Below are 16,161 nucleotides of genomic sequence, written 5' to 3'. Positions count from 1 at the left end.
ATATGTAACAACAACAAAAAGACCGTTCTCTATTTCGCACCTGATCATACAAAAAGTGCAAATAGAAAATGGTCTACCCTCTCTAAAAATATCAACTTCTAGTAGCAGAAATAATTAAGAACATGGGTCTGCGCAGTTCATCAGTCATCCCGGGTATTTCTCGCAGCATTTTCTCAGATGGAGTCGGCTCCTTCACTGCATGTATCGTAAATCCCGCATCAATCAAGTTACTCATATACGTAGCAAACGTTCGATGATACTTAACGACATCCTCCGTTAAGAAGGCCGTTTCACGCTTCCCTTCATCCTGATAGCCATCCACTGCCCAATGGAGGATATTCCCTTGCTCATCGTACACCCAATCTTGTTCATTGCGCGAAGTGAAGATCGGATGCTCCACCGAGAACAGAAACACGCCCCCTGGTTTTAAGCTGTGATAGACTTTGTCACAAATCGTATCGAACGACTCAATACAATGAAAGGCTAGCGAACTAATCACCACATCAAATTGCTCATCAGCAAACTGAATGTCTTCAAATCCCTGGAACGCCGAAGCGAATCCAGGGATTGTAATACCTTCTATTGTCAACGGTGCTTATACGACTGGGTAAGCGACACGCCCCGCATTCGCAGCTTCGTATGCAGTAATTGCATCTTCATGCTTCAGCGTCAATCCGATATCATCGAGACCTTGCAGCAAAAATTGGCGACGGTGCTCATCCAGATCGAAAGTGTAGTTCAATCCGTACTCATCCGTAATTGTCTTCTCTTCCAAATTCACGTCCAGACGATAGCCGTCCTTCTCCGCTGCACGACGGAATAGTTCATCAACTTGCTCTTCTGACAGCTTAATAGGAAGAATACCATTCTTGAAGCAGTTATTGTAGAAAATATCTGCGAATGATGGAGCAATAACACAGCGGAAGCCATAATCAAGAATCGCCCATGGTGCATGCTCACGTGAAGAACCGCAACCGAAATTCGCACGGGACAGTAATACGGAAGCTCCTTCATATTGCGGCTGGTTTAAGGTGAAGGAAGGAATAACGTTGCCCGCCTCGTCGAATCTCCACTCGTAGAACAAGAACTGGCCGAATCCGCTCCGTTCAATACGCTTCAAAAATTGCTTGGGAATGATTGCATCTGTATCCACGTTGACCCGATCAACTGGGGCAACAAGACCGTTCAATGATGTAAATGGTTGCATGATTCGTTCCTCCCTTAGTTCAATACTTCCGCTTTGATTTCCCAGTTGCGCACATCAACGAAATGACCCTTGATTGCCGCTGCTGCTGCCATTGCTGGCGATACCAAATGCGTACGTCCACCGCGGCCTTGACGTCCTTCGAAGTTACGGTTGGAAGTCGAAGCACATCGTTGTCCTGGCTGGAGCACATCCGGGTTCATGGCAAGGCACATACTGCATCCAGCATCACGCCATTCGAAGCCCGCTTCCACGAATACTTGATCCAAGCCTTCTTTCTCCGCCTGAAGCTTAACCCGACCAGAGCCTGGAACAACGATAGCCGTTACCTTATCGCTCACCTTGTAGCCTCTAGCTATCTCAGCCGCTGCACGCAAATCCTCGATACGGCCATTTGTACATGAGCCGATAAATACATAGTCGACAGCAATTTCAGTCATCGGCGTACCAGGTGTCAGATCCATATATTCAAGTGCTTTCTCAGCAGCTTTACGTTCATTTTCGGTTGTAAAATCAGCAGGGTTCGGTACATTCGACGTAATATCGGTACCCATACCTGGGCTCGTTCCCCAAGTCACCTGTGGGATAAGCTGATCCATATCCACTTCAACAACAACATCATAAGCAGCGCCCTCATCGGTTACATAGCTCTTCCACTCTGCAACAGCAGCATCGAAAGCTTCGCCTTGAGGCACATACTGACGATCACGCAAGTATTGGAATGTTGTCTCGTCTGGTGCGATTAGACCAGCACGTGCACCCGCTTCAATGGACATATTGCATACAGTCATTCTCTCTTCCATCGTCAATTCGCGGATGGATTCGCCTGTGTATTCAATGACATACCCAGTTGCAAAATCAGTGCCGTTCTGCGCAATGAAGCCCAAGATCATATCCTTCGCAGTAACGCCTGGCTTGCGCTTGCCAACGAAGCGCACTTCCATCGTCTTCGACTTCGCTTGCTGCAAGCATTGTGTAGCCATGACATGCTCAACTTCGCTTGTGCCAATTCCGAACGCAAGGGCGCCGAATGCACCGTGCGTCGACGTATGGCTGTCCCCACAGACAATTGTCTTCCCTGGATGAGTAAGACCAAGCTCAGGCCCCATAACGTGCACCACGCCTTGATCAATGCTGTCCAGGTCGAACAGCGTAACACCAAAGTCTGCACAGTTCTGTGATAATGTATCGATCTGCTGCTTCGAGATTGGATCTGTTATGTTGAACCGATCCTTCGTCGGTACATTATGATCCATTGTTGCAAATGTAAGATCCGGACGTCTTACCTTGCGGCCGCTCAAGCGCAATCCTTCAAAAGCTTGCGGGGATGTTACCTCGTGCACCAAATGCAAATCAATGTATAAAATGCTTGGTTTGCCTTCTTCTTGCACGATGACGTGCCGATCCCAAATCTTCTCGTACATGGTCTTCTTTATCGTCATTTCCTTCACCTCTCCGCGATTTTACGCTTCTCTCTCTATTTCTCTTGCCACCAAATATAGCATTTCTTTCTTCATTGATCCAAGATATAATATCTATAATTACAATAGGTTTAACCTATAAGTTATACAGAGAAAGGATGAACGGACATGGAATTTAGACAGCTGCTCTATGCCGTCCAAATTGCACAGGAGAGGAACTTCTCCCGGGCTGCTGAGAAGCTGCACATCGCACAGCCTTCATTAAGCCAGCAGTTGTCGAAGCTAGAGAAGGAAATTGGCGTCCTCTTATTTCAACGAACGACCAATTCAGTGGAACTCACACATGCAGGAGAGGTATTCGTCGACCGCGCGCAGAAGATGCTCGATGCGATGGAACAGTTGAAGAACGAAATGGCCGATATCAGCCAGACGAAGAGAGGAAAGGTGGTTATCGGGACAATGCCGATTACGGGATCCCATATCCTCCCCCATGTCCTTCCTCAATTCCATGAACGCTATCCAGCCATCGATCTGGTACTCGTAGAGGATACTTCGACGTCCAACCTGGAGCGAATGACGGCCCAAGGCAAGAATGATCTATGCCTGCTATCTCTGCCCTTAACGGATGATTCTCTTACCTATCGACCTGTCGTGGAAGAGGAGATTCTGCTGGCAATCCCCCCTCAGCATTCTCTTGCCAAGCAGCATTGCAAATGTTCTGAGCCAAGTCCGGTGTCCTTATCAGACCTCCGAGACGAGCCCTTCATTCTCTTGAAGCGTGGTCAAGGATTCCGGCAAATTACCGTACAATTGTGCCAGGAAGCCGGTTTTACCCCGAATGTCGTATTCGAGAGCACGAACATTGAGACCGTCCAGTCTCTCGTAGCAGCTGGTATGGGGGTTGCCTTAGTTCCTTCATTTATTGCGACTGCTCCTCGAAGCGAATTTGTTCCGTTATATCTTCCGCTGACAGGAAGACCTTCCCGTACGCTTGTTATCGCGTATCGTGAAGGCCGCTATATGTCCCATGCGGCAGAAGCCTTCATGCAGACACTGCAAGATACGATCACAGCCCGCTTCGGCTCGCGAGTTCGCGCCGGAGGAATGATGAATCAACCTAAGAAGTCTGAATGAGATCGTATCTCTATGTACGAATCAGCTCATCGATTCGCATTATGGCAATCCTGCAACCGCAACAGGGAATTGACCTAATGCAGCAGCGCGTCCAAGCAATACTCGTGCTGCAGCCCGCACATTGCTATCCGTCAGCCCATAAATCGCATAGCCGATTGGTATGTTAGACAAAGCCTGAGCATCATAGGGAAGTCCTGCTGCAACGACTGCAACAGGCTTCTCTATTTGTTCAAGCTGAGCTACCAGCTTTTCAAGCAGTTTGATTCTACGAGGCTGTCGGTATACATCGTTCGTCACGATAACGACGGCATCTGCGGCTCTGATTGCATCGGTCAATCCTGTATCTTCAAGCTTACTCACTCGAACGTCTGTCTCAGCCGAACGCACCTTGTTGCGATTAGCTGCTGCATGAGCTTCCTTCTCCTCCGCCCCAACATCTCGTCTTCCCTTCACCTCAGCTACTAATGCACGCTGCATTGCTTCCAAGCTGGCGCTATCATGACCGACCAGAAGTACTTGGTTCATATTGGATGTAATCAGCTCACTGGGCTGATTAGCAATAGAATCTGTCCCCCAACGTGTAACAGCCTGTTCCGCTATGCGTTTCATTAATCCCTGAGCCTGATTGGAAGCAATAAATGATTGGGCTTTCCCAATCGCTTGTTCCACATTTAATTGAGAAGCCTGCTTTGCATTTGTCACCTTATACTTCAACTTTAAGTGCAAGATGCGACGCACACTCTCATCAATGCGCTGCTCGGTCAATGTCCCCTCTTCTATCGCTTTATGAATCGCAGCTATTGCCTGATGCGGCTTAGGGGGCATCAAGAGCACATCTGCACCTGCTTGGATGGACATTACAGCAGCTTCATCCGAACCAAAATGATCCGCAATCGCCTTCATATTCAATGCATCCGTAATAATGACCCCCTGAAAATGCAATTGATCACGCAAAATATCTGTAAGGACACGGGAAGATAGTGTAGCTGGAATCGTGATGAGTGAGCCATCTTTTTGAGAGGAGGTTGTCTTCGGCTCAAGTTGAGGAACCTGAATGTGAGCGGACAAAACCATATCCACTCCTTCTTCAATGGCTGCCTTGAAGGGCAACCATTCTACTTGCTCGAACCGCTTCAAGTCATGAGTCAACTGAGGTAGTCCCACATGCGAATCAGTACGTGTCGAGCCGTGCCCAGGGAAGTGTTTCACAATGGCGGGCATGCCGCTATAATGTGCTCCCTGTACATAGGCGCGTACGTACGCAGACACCTGTTTAGGCTCAGAGCCAAATGAGCGAAGTCCGATGACGGGATTGTACGGATCATCATTTACATCAGCAACAGGGGCAAAATTTAGGTTGAAGGAGAGCAACTGCATGAGGTTGCCCGTTTCAATAGCCGTTTCCTTCGCAAGCTGGGGTTGTCCAGTCGCAGCAATCGCCATATTTCCATTCCAATCGCCAGTGAACAGGATACGATTTACTACTCCCCCCTCCTGATCTACGCCAATCCAGAGTGGGATACGGGATGATCGGAGCATTTGGACATTGTCTTCAACCGTTTGCCCCACAGTCTTGATGTCATCTTTGAATAAAATAACGCCTCCAGGAGCCAGTTCATGAAGGATATTCGACAGCGCTTGGTTAGGCTTCTCAGCAGTAAGCGCAGATAAGTGAACCAAAAACATTTGGCCAATTTTCTCGTCTAAGGTGAGTGCTTGCAGCCATTTTTCCACTTGTATGTTGTCTTCTGCAGAGCCGTTTACAATTTTCTGGTCAAATGAAGAATCCGAACCGTTTTGATGAAGGACTCTACCATCACCATCTATACCCAGCACCCAATCTACCACATGAGCGCCATATCCAGACCAGACTAGAAGGAGCACACCTATTGTACATCCAATAATGAGAAAAAGAAGACGTGATTGGCGACGTTTACGAGATGTGTCTGCCCGCTTATGCCGCTCTTTTCTCGACATCATACACGATCAAGCAATGGAGCAGAACCATAGGAAGCCGTAGCAGATTGATAAAGCGATTCTCTACGATCAGCGAACACAGGAATTCGCCCCCGCACCTCCTGTACGAGCGACAGAGAGATCGGTGCCTGCACAAATGCCTCCTGTTCCCCTGATGAAGCAAGTGTATCCCCCCATGGATCAATAATTGCCGAATGTCCGAAGAAAGCTGTCTCTTGTCCGGAAGCCCCCTTGCTCGTACCGACTCGATTGCAGGCTACCACATACATTTGATTTTCAATGGCTCTCGCAGTCAACAGCGTCTTCCAATGATGAAGCCGTGGATGCGGCCACTCAGCTGGAACAAATAGAACTTCTGTACCTTGGAGCGCCATTGTTCGGGTCCATTCCGGGAAACGGAGATCATAACAAATAATAACTCCACACTTCACACCATCTAGGGTAAACGTCCCGAGCGCATTTCCGGAAGATAAATAAACATGTTCATCCATCAACTGGAACAAATGAACCTTGTCATAGGCGCCAACAATGTCGCCATTACGATTTGCTGCATACACCCTGTTGTAGATCTGGTCGCCTTCACGAACCGATACGGAACCACCTACAATGTTTACACCATATCGTGCAGCAAGCATCGTGAGCATTTGCTTCGTCTGCTGTCCATTTACATCTGCTATTTCGTGAATCCGCTCAAGTGCATAACCTGTATTCCACATTTCTGGAAGCACAATGACGTCCGGCTTCGAATCTCTCTCCATTGCTTTGCCGATCCATTGAATAACGTTCTCCATATTTTTGTCCGGTTCGCCGATTGCAACATCCATTTGAATCGCACACACATTCCATAATTGTTCCATCGTATACACTCCTTCTCTCGGCTTTCAGCATGCATTTGTTCTTCGGTAGCACTTTCTACCATCCATCATACCTTTTCATGGATTGGAGTCAAGATGGGTACGTTAAGGAAGCAAGCGGAATCAAAAATAAACAACGAATAATCACCCACCGCGGTCTCGAAAGGATGAAAAGTAGCATGCGCAATCGTTGTATGGTCAAATGGGTCGTAGCTATTGCTCTCTTACTTGTATGCAGCACAAGTACACTGAAGACGAATTCTGTATCCGCATGGGCACCGAGTGAAGGCAGCGATTCGGCTGCAAGTCCTCCGATCCAACTGTTCGATATTAAGGCACAACGGATTGTGAAGACGTTCCCTAACAGCAAGGAGTTCCAAGCAGTCGCTGCTTCTTGGCTCAAGTCGATAACCGGACTGTCCCCTCAGCTCACGATTGGGCATCAATGTGGATATATCGTACGTATCCCATTAACATCAGTGGCTGATGTGGTTCTTCCAAGAGAGACGGTGCAGATAAAAGACGTATTTCTTATCTATTGCCCAGATAAAGATCCGCTGCTGCTCGTATTCTCGAAGGAACGCAAGCCCTATTTGCTGCGAATAAATTTAGATGTCAAACCATTTATGCAGCAGCTATTGACAACAGAACCGACAGGAAAGGCTGAAAAATCGAGCGGATAAGTTGTATTTAAAGAAAAACCGTATGTAAGCTACGGAAATCGATGAAAAAAAAGGGTATACACTTCAGTGGAAACATGCTAAATTATCGTTATTATTTTGATAACCGATAACGAATCCGGGTGCTGGAGTGGATAAGACATGTTAGAAGAAACATACCGTTCTATCTCGATCAAGCCGGCCGCACGCATGAACCGGCTTCCGAAGCAATTCTTTGCCCAGCTTGTGCAGCGGACGAACGCTCGCATCGCTGACGGTCATGATGTCATCAATCTTGGTCAGGGCAATCCTGACTTGCCAACTGCTCCTCATATTGTGACTGCGCTGCAGGAAGCAGCAACTGACCCAATCAATCATAAATACCCTCCATTCAGTGGACATCGCTACTTGAAGGAAGCGATAGCCAAGCGGTATAAGGAAGACTATAATGTGGATCTCGATCCCGATACAGAAGTAGCCGTATTATTCGGAGGCAAGACGGGACTCGTTGAAATCAGTCAAATTCTGCTTAACGCAGGCGACGTCTGCCTCGTTCCAGATCCAGGCTATCCTGATTATTGGTCTGGCGTTGCCCTTGCTGGTGCTGACATGGTCATGATGCCATTGTTGGAAGAAAATCAATTCCTTCCAGATTATGAACGGATTACGAAGCAGCAGCTAGAACGGGCTAAGCTAATGTTCCTGAACTATCCGAACAATCCAACGGCAGCGACTGCAAGTTCTGATTTCTATGCGGACACCGTGCAATTTGCAGCGAAGCATAATATCGTCGTTGCCAGTGATTTCGCATATGGATCGATTGGATTTGACGGAAAACGGCCTGTGAGCTTCCTACAGACGCCTGGCGCGAAGGAAGTCGGTATCGAATTCTACACGATGTCCAAGACTTACAACATGGCCGGGTGGCGAGTTGCATTTGCTGTTGGCAATAAAGAACTTATCCGCTTTATCAATCTGATGCAGGATCACATGTATGTTAGCCTGTTCGGTGCTGTTCAGGCTGCCGCTGCCGCCGCATTGACCGGTTCGCAGCACACAGTTCATGAACTGTGTGCGACATATGAACAGCGCAGGAATGTATTCTTCAAGGAGCTTCATCGCATTGGCTGGGAGGCCGTTCCATCGGCAGGATCCTTCTTCGCCTGGCTCCCAGTGCCTAAAAATTTCAACTCTGCCCAATTCGCAGATTTATTACTGGAGCGTGCCAATGTTGTCACCGCGCCAGGCATCGGATTTGGTAAGCATGGAGAGGGCTACGTCCGGGTCGGACTGCTCGCGCCAGAGGCGCGATTATGCGAAGCTGCCGAGCGAATTGGAAGACTATCGCTATTCTAAGCTAGATCAGTGCAATGATGCTGTCTCGGTTTATAATCGGGCTTATCAACAATTTCATTGTGTTTCTAACTAAAGGAATCTTCTGTCACCTGCCTTTATACAGGATTCGCCTTCTTTACTCCATTGGAATCACATGGTATTCTATTCGTAATACACTCATTGCTCTCATGGAGCAGCGGGTGCCAGAGTGAATACCCTTATCGTGATGACAGGACCAGTACGTAATGAAGGTCGCGTTCAGAGAGCGGAATGCCATAGGCTGCAAGCATCCGCCGCAGAGCCATTACAGAACCTATCCTTGAGCGGTCAGCATAAGCGTTACGCGTGAAGCTGAACGGCTGCCTCCGTTATAGGCGATCAAGTGGGATGGTTTCTGCATGATCATGAATCTGCGATCAACGCAGTTCAGGTATATGCTCTAGGAACCCTCAATGAAGGTGGTACCGCGGAAGTGTGACTTTCGTCCTTTAGAGGACGAGGGTCTTTTTTTATACCCATAATCCGTTTTCGCGACATCACTGTTCGGCATTCCCTTGATCCATTCACATCATCGTATTACAATCTGGCACCGGCAAATCGTGAGATGTATGATACTTATACTCATGAGAGTCAAAGAATCAGGAAGTGAATGAATGATGGAACAGTGTCAACGAATTGTAGTGAAAATTGGAAGCAGCTCGCTTACCTCTGAGCATGGTGGCTTAAATCGAGAACATATTGAATTCTACGTACGCGAGCTCGTCTCTCTTATGGAACGTGGTGCACATGTCGTGCTCGTCACCTCAGGTGCCGTTGCAGCCGGATTTCGACATATTGGATATATGACTCGTCCGAAGCTTCTCCATGAGAAGCAGGCTGCTGCTGCAGTCGGTCAGGCGCTGCTAATGCAGGCCTACCAAGAACAATTCCAGAAGTACAGCATTCCTTCAGCACAGCTGCTGTTAACTCGGCCAGACTTCGCCAATCGCAAGCGCGGCCATAATGCCCAGATGACAATGGAGGAACTGCTGAAGCAGCGTGTCGTCCCTATTATTAATGAGAATGACACCGTATCCGTTGAGGAACTCAAGTTTGGTGATAACGATACGCTCTCAGCACTGGTTGCGAATCTTGTTCATGCTGATCGGCTAGTGATTATTACGGATACGGACGGGTTGTATACGGCAGATCCCCGTTCCAATCCGAATGCGAAGCGGTTCGACAGAGTCGAGGAAATTAACGAGGAAATTTACGCATATGCTGGAGGAGCCGGCTCATCTGTCGGTACGGGCGGCATGCGTTCGAAGCTAGATGCAGCACGTATCGCCATGCGGGGTGGTGTGCCTGCCTTTGTTGGCCGAGTCAATGAGCCAGGTGATTTGCTCCTTGCTGTGGACGGTATTGGCAAGGGTACCTATTTCGATACTCACCTGCACGCATTGCCGATGAAGAAGCAATGGCTTGGCTTCCACTCTACCCCACATGGACAAATTATTGTCGATGAAGGCGCTGAACGGGCATTGATATCACGAGGATCAAGTCTGCTGCCTGCTGGTATTCGAGGAGTCGAAGGCGACTTCCACCCTGGAGATGTGGTTGAGGTGTCTGGTGAGGACGGACGTGTGATTGGCAGAGGCATCGTCAATTACGAAGCCGATCAATTAAAGATTGCAGCGGGCTGGTCTACGGATGAGGTTCTCAATCGCATCGAGGTTCCGCGCATTGAAGTGATACATCGAGATGAATGGGTCACACTACGATCATAGAGGGAGGCATGTACGATGAGTGAAGTACTTTCCAAGGCTACGTTAGCGAAAGAAGCAGCCGCAGTCATGAACCGACTGACAACCGATCAGAAGAATGAAGCATTATTGAGAATGGCGGATCTGCTTGTCCAACATGCAGATTCGATTATTGAAGCAAACGCAAAAGATCTAGAACGAGGGAAGCAGCAGGGAACATCAGATTCTCTATTGGATCGCCTTGCACTAAATGAGGCAAGAATTGAAGATATGGCAGAAGGATTGCGCCAGATCGCCGAACTGACAGATCCTGTTGGAGATGTTCTTGAGAAAATTGACCGTCCCAACGGCTTGCATATTGAGAAAATCCGTGTGCCACTAGGTGTAATTGGCATGATCTATGAAGCGCGTCCGAATGTCACCGTGGATGCGGCTGGCCTGTGTCTTAAGACAGGCAATGCGGTCGTACTGCGCGGAGGCTCTTCTGCGCTGGAATCTAACAAGCGCATTGTCGCTGTGCTGCATGAAGCGCTGAAGCTCACTTCTGTTCCAGTTGAAGCCTTGCAGCTAATCGAAGATGCGGATCGTGCTTCTGTTGACGAGATGTTGAAATGTAACGGCTTGCTGGATGTCGTCATTCCGCGCGGTGGCGCATCGCTCATTCAGAATGTCGTTCAAAATGCAACTGTACCCGTTATCGAGACCGGGGCAGGAATTTGTCACACCTATATTGACCAGTCCGCTGATCCGGAGATGGCCGAAGCAATTGCATTCAACGCGAAAGTGCAGCGCCCTTCCGTATGCAACTCTATGGAGACTCTGCTCGTACACGAGCAGTTTGCTGAGCGCCATCTGACAGGATTGCTTGAAGGATTTGACACACATCGTGTTGAACTGCGCGGCTGCGAGCGAACAATCGCCTATGCGCCATGGGCTAAGAAAGCATCCGAACAAGATTATGTAACAGAATATAACGACTATGTACTGAACGTGCGCGTCATTGACTCGCTTGATGAAGCACTTGAGCATATCGCTCACTATGGCACGAAGCACTCCGAATGTATCGTGACCGAGAACAAAGACCGTGCCAGCCGTTTCTTAAGGGAAGTTGATGCTGCTGCTGTCTACCATAATGCATCAACGCGGTTCACAGATGGGTTTGAATTCGGATTTGGTGCTGAGATCGGCATTAGCACACAGAAACTACACGCAAGAGGTCCAATGGGCCTACCTGCCCTAACGTCCACGAAGTATCGGATATATGGCAAAGGCCAAATTCGCGAGTAACATCGCACGCCAGTGCTATTTTCCATTTAAGTGTTGGCAAGAAGGGAGAGGAATGGACATCATGAATGAAATAAAAACACAAGAGAAGGACACATTCCGGTCTCTTCACTTTAGTATTTTCGGTGCAGGGTCTATTGCCGAAGCGATCGTTAGAGGAGTACTTGCGAAGCAGCTGACTGAGCCTTCGCAAATCTCCATGATCAATCGCAGCAATAACGAACGGCTTCTGCAGTTGCAGCGAAAGTATGGCGTCACGATAGAGCTCTCATCAGAAGGCAAACAGCAGCTCTTGCAGGAAGCAGATGTCATTGTATTGTGCATGAAGCCGAAGGATGCCGCAGGAGCACTTCATGAGTTGAAGCCGCTTCTCCGCTCCGGAACGCTTATCATTTCTGTGATTGCTGGTCTATCGCTTCATGCCATTGAGCATATTCTTGGTCCAGTTGCCGCTGTTCGAACCATGCCGAACACATCGAGCACGATTGGTCTCGGTGCGACTGCAATCTGCTGTTCGGATGCGGTCAATGACACACAGCGCGCCATCGCGATGGCGATGTTCGAAGCAGTCGGCATCGCAGTTGAAGTTGAAGAGCAGCACATGAATATCGTGACCGGATTATCTGGCAGCGGCCCTGCTTATTTGTACTACGTCATGGAAGCGATGATACAAGCAGCTGTAGATGGGGGACTTACAAAAGAGGATGCGCGGGATTTAACCGTCCAGACTGTTCTAGGTGCGGCTGAAATGGTACGGCTAACACAGGAAGAACCTGCTGAGCTGCGCCGCAAGGTGACCTCCCCTGGCGGCACGACACAAGCTGCAATAGACGTCATGAATACCCATCATGTAGGCAGAACCATCGTTTCTGCTGTGCACCGCGCTGCAGAACGATCTCAGGAAATGGAACACCAAATTGGGAGGGAAATCGAATGAAAGATCACTGCGTCGCCACCTATCGGCTGTTCGATGATCGTGCAGACTTTCATAAGAAGGCCGAAGGAATTGCCGTTGGATTGACGGTCGGGAGCTGGACCGAGCTCCCTGAGGCGAGAAAGGCCGAGATGTCGAAGCATCTCGGCAAGGTAATCTCGATTGAGGAACATCCATCAGATGTCCTTGGGGAACGCTACGCGGATATTGCAATTGCTTATCCGGACATTAACTTTAGCCCTGACATTCCTGCCCTGCTCGTTACGGCCTTCGGCAAGCTGTCCATGGATGGTCGGATTAAACTTCTGGATATTGATTTTTCCGATGCATTTACAGCTTCATTTCAAGGACCTAAGTATGGAATCGATGGAGTTCGCGAACTGCTAGGCGTCCATGACCGCCCACTGTTAATGAGCATTTTCAAGTCTGTCATCGGTCATGATCTAGCAGCTTTGAAGGAGCAGTTCTACCAGCAAGCACTTGGCGGAGTTGATTTGATCAAGGATGACGAGATTTTATTTGAAAATCCCCTCACACCGATCGACATGCGTGTCCGCGCGTGTATGGAAGCTGCCGCTCGTGCCGAACAAGTGACGGGCAAGAAATTGCTGTATGCCGTAAACTTAACAGGGTCTACGTTCTCCCTTCGTGAACAAGCACTCCGTGCAATCGAAGCTGGAGCAAATGCCTTGCTCTTCAACGTATTAAGCTACGGGTACGACGTCCTGCATGGATTGAGCCAAGATCCTGATATTACAGTTCCAATCGCCGCTCATCCTGCACTTGCCGGTGCCTACTACCCAGCGAGGGAGCATGGAATTGCCGCCCCACTTCTGCTTGGCAAACTCATGCGATTAGCTGGTGCTGATCTCGTACTCTTCCCTTCCCCATATGGTTCGGTCACAATGCCGAAAGAAGAGACGCAAGGGATCCGTCACGCTCTTACCAGTGTGAATAATTCATTTGGAGCGATACATAAGAGAAGCTTCCCTGTGCCTTCCGCGGGTATACATCCTGGCTTGGTTCCGTTTATTATTCAAGATTTTGGCAACGATGTTGTCGTCAATGCAGGAGGCGGTATTCACGGCCATCCAATGGGAACAGCTTCAGGCGGGCATGCGTTTGTCGATGCCATTGATGCCATCTTGAAGGGTGACACCTTAGAAGCACGAGCTGCTATTTCTGAACCATTGGCTGCCGCAATTGGATTGTGGGGTGTGAAGAAGTGAGCATCGAGAAGAAGCTTCGAGTTATCTTTTGTGATTTCGACGGAACGATAACTGAAAATGATAACATCGTGTCGATTATTAGATATTTCAAGCCGCCTGGATGGGACAAAATCGTGCAGGACGTCATCCATGAACGCAAGTCGATTCGTCAAGGGGTCGGTGAAATGTTCGCCCTGCTCCCTTCTTCATTGCAAGAAGAGGTTATTCAATACGCCGTAACACAGGCACGTATTCGCCCTGGTTTCGAGCAATTTGTTCAGTTCTGCCAAGCAGAAGGGATCGAATTATATATTACAAGCGGCGGCATCGATTTCTTCGTGTATCCGCTGCTGAAGCCTTATCAAATACCTGCCGACAACATCTATTGCAATGGCAGTGACTTTCGTGGTGATAAGATTCAGATTACATGGCCGCATTATTGTCAGCCGCCATGTACGAATGATTGCGGGATGTGCAAAACAACTATCGTGCGCCGCTTCCCTAAGGATCAGTATGAGCGTATTGTCATTGGCGACAGCGTCACTGATTTTACTGCAGCCAAATTAGCTGATTTCGTGTTTGCCAGAGCTCAATTAATCGAACGATGCGATGAGCTTCAGCTTCCATATGCGCCGTTCCAGACGTTTTATGATATTATTGAACATTTGAGTCATTCCAATACACATATAACTCATCCGTAGATCGGCTGAGGAAGTGGATAAGTGAAGGGAGCCAACCTATAGAATGAATACGCATACGCTCACTTTAGAGCAGAAGCAGTGGGCACTTGCCGAGCTGCGAACAATCAAAGAGCAATTTGCCAGCCGCCACTGGTTCCCAGGAACAAGCGGTAACCTCTCCGTTCGTGTTGGCGACATCCAGGAAGAACACTTCCAATTCGCCATCACAGCCAGCGGCAAAGACAAATCGATCCATACTCCCGAAGATTTCCTGTTCGTCGATGAGAATGGCCGTGCAACGGAAGCCACTCATCTCAAACCTAGTGCCGAGACCTTAATTCATTGTGAAATCTATCGACTCACTGGATGTGGTGCCATCTTCCACGTACATACGGTATTCAACACGATCGTATCTGATTTATATGGAGATCGTGGTGCTGTACCCGTCGAAGGCGTGGAATTAATTAAAGCGTTTAATATTTGGGAGGAAGACGCAAAAATTCACATCCCTGTTGTACCTAACTACGCTGATATCCCCCGTATCGTACCCTGTGTTACAGCGTCTCTTGACCCCCGTATTCCGGGTATTCTTCTGCGAAAGCACGGTATATATGCTTGGGGTGCCAATGCCTTTGAGGCCAAACGTCATCTGGAGGCATTCGAATTTTTGTTCGAATATGTATACCGCAAACAAGCACTTCATCAATAAATTCTAGCTATTGTTCCATAAAACTGATAAGGCCCTCAGTCATAATAGACAGAGGGCTTTTAAAATTCATGTGTAGGAATGACAACTCCTATATGCAAGGAAACCACATATCCCAATAGGGTTGATACGTTGGAAATAAATCCAGCGTATCTGGTTGATAACCACGATAATGACGCATGTAGCCCGCTAAATATGAAAAGGATGAGGAATGTGGCCCAATAAAATAAGGAGCATGAATACATACGAGCCAATCGACCAAAGCTTGTTCCTCTAGACATAAGGAATCAAATTTCTGCTTCAGATTTGGGCTCCCTTCTAACACTATTTTTTTATTATAAATCATAATATCCCCGTTTTTTTCCTGTATCCCTTTTGCTATCGCTGCATACTCTTCATCCAATAAACCGGATGCTAAATATATGGCTGATACCTTTTGCTTAGCCTCCATACAAGCATAAATACAGTGAAGCTGACTTTCCGCATAATGTTCTAGGCCCATACTTTTTATATCGGAAATTAGCAATAAATCTTTTTCAATTCTTAGATGAGCCGCTATCCACTGATGCTTCTCGGACATGGAAGCGATAATGAAATTAGATAATTCTACGATGTGCTTAGCGAAAGGAAATGCATTGGCAATGAACAATCCGCTATTTTTATTTTCGATTTCTGACATCTGCCGGATCGGGTACCTTTTACAGATAACCGCTTGATTACGTACTTCTGCTTGTACTTCTTCAGCGCGTTTCACATCAATCTGTCGACTTGACAGTAATTTCCGCAAAACATGTACATCAACGAAGCAATCGATTGCTATGCTTCGAAAATACGGAGTAACATCAAAATCAATCGAGGTTCTCGTTTGAACATTCTGTAAAAGGATTCCTGTAGGAGAGCCCTCGTTCGCATGATATAGTGCTTCACCAACAGCACGAAAAACGGACATTAACTGATTGCAAAGTCCTTCTGATCCTTCTGCACTATTTTGAAAATAAATCATGCGTTGTTCCTCCATAGCGA

General features: G+C 47.9%; 14 protein-coding genes and 1 pseudogene. 9 read left to right on the top strand and 6 right to left on the bottom strand.

Annotated elements, in window-relative coordinates:
- Positions 1-91: 91 nt before the first annotated feature.
- The 3 genes and pseudogenes from RQP50_RS07840 to leuC form a co-directional block, all read right to left on the bottom strand.
- Positions 92-535, bottom strand: a pseudogene (locus RQP50_RS07840) (methyltransferase domain-containing protein); the annotation flags it as partial.
- A gap of 60 nt (positions 536-595) precedes the next feature.
- Complete coding sequence (leuD, locus tag RQP50_RS07835; RefSeq protein ID WP_065291634.1) at positions 596-1,207, bottom strand: 3-isopropylmalate dehydratase small subunit; 612 nt, start codon at positions 1,205-1,207, stop codon at positions 596-598.
- 14 nt (positions 1,208-1,221) lie between these two features.
- A complete protein-coding gene (leuC, locus tag RQP50_RS07830) occupies positions 1,222-2,646 on the bottom strand; it encodes a 3-isopropylmalate dehydratase large subunit (protein WP_072728008.1) in 1,425 nt (474 codons plus the stop codon).
- A gap of 147 nt (positions 2,647-2,793) precedes the next feature.
- On the opposite strand from leuC, the gene RQP50_RS07825 reads away from it, so the two are divergent.
- Positions 2,794-3,759: a LysR family transcriptional regulator gene (locus RQP50_RS07825; protein ID WP_315744444.1), complete on the top strand. Its 966-nt coding sequence runs from the start codon at positions 2,794-2,796 to the stop codon at positions 3,757-3,759.
- Between the two features lie 39 nt (positions 3,760-3,798).
- Here RQP50_RS07825 and RQP50_RS07820 read toward each other — a convergent pair whose 3' ends face one another.
- Together RQP50_RS07820 and RQP50_RS07815 are read right to left on the bottom strand one after the other, a co-directional pair.
- A complete protein-coding gene (locus RQP50_RS07820) occupies positions 3,799-5,739 on the bottom strand; it encodes a glycoside hydrolase family 3 protein (protein ID WP_315744442.1) in 1,941 nt (646 codons plus the stop codon).
- The gene (locus tag RQP50_RS07815) at positions 5,736-6,593 is read right to left on the bottom strand and encodes a carbon-nitrogen family hydrolase (protein ID WP_028533081.1); all 858 of its coding nucleotides are present in this window, start codon (positions 6,591-6,593) and stop codon (positions 5,736-5,738) included. The genes RQP50_RS07820 and RQP50_RS07815 overlap by 4 nt, the downstream gene beginning before the upstream one ends.
- Positions 6,594-6,769: 176 nt before the next feature.
- On the opposite strand from RQP50_RS07815, the gene RQP50_RS07810 reads away from it, so the two are divergent.
- From RQP50_RS07810 to mtnB, 8 genes are all read left to right on the top strand, one after another.
- On the top strand, positions 6,770-7,273 hold the full coding sequence (locus tag RQP50_RS07810) for a type IV secretion system protein VirB6 (protein WP_315744439.1): 504 nt from the start codon (positions 6,770-6,772) through the stop codon (positions 7,271-7,273).
- A 138-nt stretch (positions 7,274-7,411) separates the two neighbouring features.
- Positions 7,412-8,605, top strand: a complete 1,194-nt coding sequence (locus tag RQP50_RS07805) for a pyridoxal phosphate-dependent aminotransferase (RefSeq protein ID WP_315744437.1) — start codon at positions 7,412-7,414, stop codon at positions 8,603-8,605.
- 635 nt (positions 8,606-9,240) lie between these two features.
- On the top strand, positions 9,241-10,350 hold the full coding sequence (proB, locus tag RQP50_RS07800) for a glutamate 5-kinase (protein WP_072728505.1): 1,110 nt from the start codon (positions 9,241-9,243) through the stop codon (positions 10,348-10,350).
- A 15-nt stretch (positions 10,351-10,365) separates the two neighbouring features.
- Positions 10,366-11,613 carry a glutamate-5-semialdehyde dehydrogenase gene (locus RQP50_RS07795; RefSeq protein ID WP_315744435.1) on the top strand — a complete coding sequence of 416 codons (1,248 nt, stop codon included), beginning with the start codon at positions 10,366-10,368 and terminating at the stop codon, positions 11,611-11,613.
- Positions 11,614-11,665: 52 nt separating this feature from the next.
- The gene (gene proC / locus RQP50_RS07790; protein ID WP_394358356.1) at positions 11,666-12,547 is read left to right on the top strand and encodes a pyrroline-5-carboxylate reductase; all 882 of its coding nucleotides are present in this window, start codon (positions 11,666-11,668) and stop codon (positions 12,545-12,547) included.
- Positions 12,544-13,773: a 2,3-diketo-5-methylthiopentyl-1-phosphate enolase gene (locus RQP50_RS07785; protein ID WP_315744431.1), complete on the top strand. Its 1,230-nt coding sequence runs from the start codon at positions 12,544-12,546 to the stop codon at positions 13,771-13,773. The genes proC and RQP50_RS07785 overlap by 4 nt, the downstream gene beginning before the upstream one ends.
- 2 nt (positions 13,774-13,775) lie before the next feature.
- A complete protein-coding gene (locus tag RQP50_RS07780; protein WP_394358369.1) occupies positions 13,776-14,453 on the top strand; it encodes a 2-hydroxy-3-keto-5-methylthiopentenyl-1-phosphate phosphatase in 678 nt (225 codons plus the stop codon).
- A gap of 43 nt (positions 14,454-14,496) precedes the next feature.
- On the top strand, positions 14,497-15,141 hold the full coding sequence (gene mtnB, locus RQP50_RS07775; RefSeq protein ID WP_315744427.1) for a methylthioribulose 1-phosphate dehydratase: 645 nt from the start codon (positions 14,497-14,499) through the stop codon (positions 15,139-15,141).
- 88 nt (positions 15,142-15,229) lie between these two features.
- Here the strand turns inward: mtnB and RQP50_RS07770 are convergent, their stop codons facing one another.
- Positions 15,230-16,141 carry an O-fucosyltransferase family protein gene (locus RQP50_RS07770; RefSeq protein WP_072727996.1) on the bottom strand — a complete coding sequence of 304 codons (912 nt, stop codon included), beginning with the start codon at positions 16,139-16,141 and terminating at the stop codon, positions 15,230-15,232.
- Positions 16,142-16,161 lie beyond the last annotated feature (20 nt).

Origin of the sequence: Paenibacillus suaedae, from assembly GCF_032337355.1 — a bacterium.
Lineage (GTDB): Bacteria > Bacillota > Bacilli > Paenibacillales > Paenibacillaceae > Paenibacillus_B > Paenibacillus_B suaedae.
This window is presented reverse-complemented; position numbering and strand designations above follow the sequence as displayed.

Coding starts and splice junctions, on each gene's coding strand:
- mtnB (WP_315744427.1), top strand. CDS start 14,497: ATGAATACGCATACGCTCACTTTAGAGCAGAAGCAGTGGGCACTTGCC.
- proC (WP_394358356.1), top strand. CDS start 11,666: ATGGACATCATGAATGAAATAAAAACACAAGAGAAGGACACATTCCGG.
- leuD (WP_065291634.1), bottom strand. CDS start 1,207: ATGCAACCATTTACATCATTGAACGGTCTTGTTGCCCCAGTTGATCGG.
- RQP50_RS07820 (WP_315744442.1), bottom strand. CDS start 5,739: ATGATGTCGAGAAAAGAGCGGCATAAGCGGGCAGACACATCTCGTAAA.
- RQP50_RS07770 (WP_072727996.1), bottom strand. CDS start 16,141: ATGATTTATTTTCAAAATAGTGCAGAAGGATCAGAAGGACTTTGCAAT.
- proB (WP_072728505.1), top strand. CDS start 9,241: ATGGAACAGTGTCAACGAATTGTAGTGAAAATTGGAAGCAGCTCGCTT.
- RQP50_RS07795 (WP_315744435.1), top strand. CDS start 10,366: ATGAGTGAAGTACTTTCCAAGGCTACGTTAGCGAAAGAAGCAGCCGCA.
- RQP50_RS07805 (WP_315744437.1), top strand. CDS start 7,412: ATGTTAGAAGAAACATACCGTTCTATCTCGATCAAGCCGGCCGCACGC.
- RQP50_RS07815 (WP_028533081.1), bottom strand. CDS start 6,593: ATGGAACAATTATGGAATGTGTGTGCGATTCAAATGGATGTTGCAATC.
- leuC (WP_072728008.1), bottom strand. CDS start 2,646: ATGACGATAAAGAAGACCATGTACGAGAAGATTTGGGATCGGCACGTC.
- RQP50_RS07825 (WP_315744444.1), top strand. CDS start 2,794: ATGGAATTTAGACAGCTGCTCTATGCCGTCCAAATTGCACAGGAGAGG.
- RQP50_RS07810 (WP_315744439.1), top strand. CDS start 6,770: ATGCGCAATCGTTGTATGGTCAAATGGGTCGTAGCTATTGCTCTCTTA.
- RQP50_RS07785 (WP_315744431.1), top strand. CDS start 12,544: ATGAAAGATCACTGCGTCGCCACCTATCGGCTGTTCGATGATCGTGCA.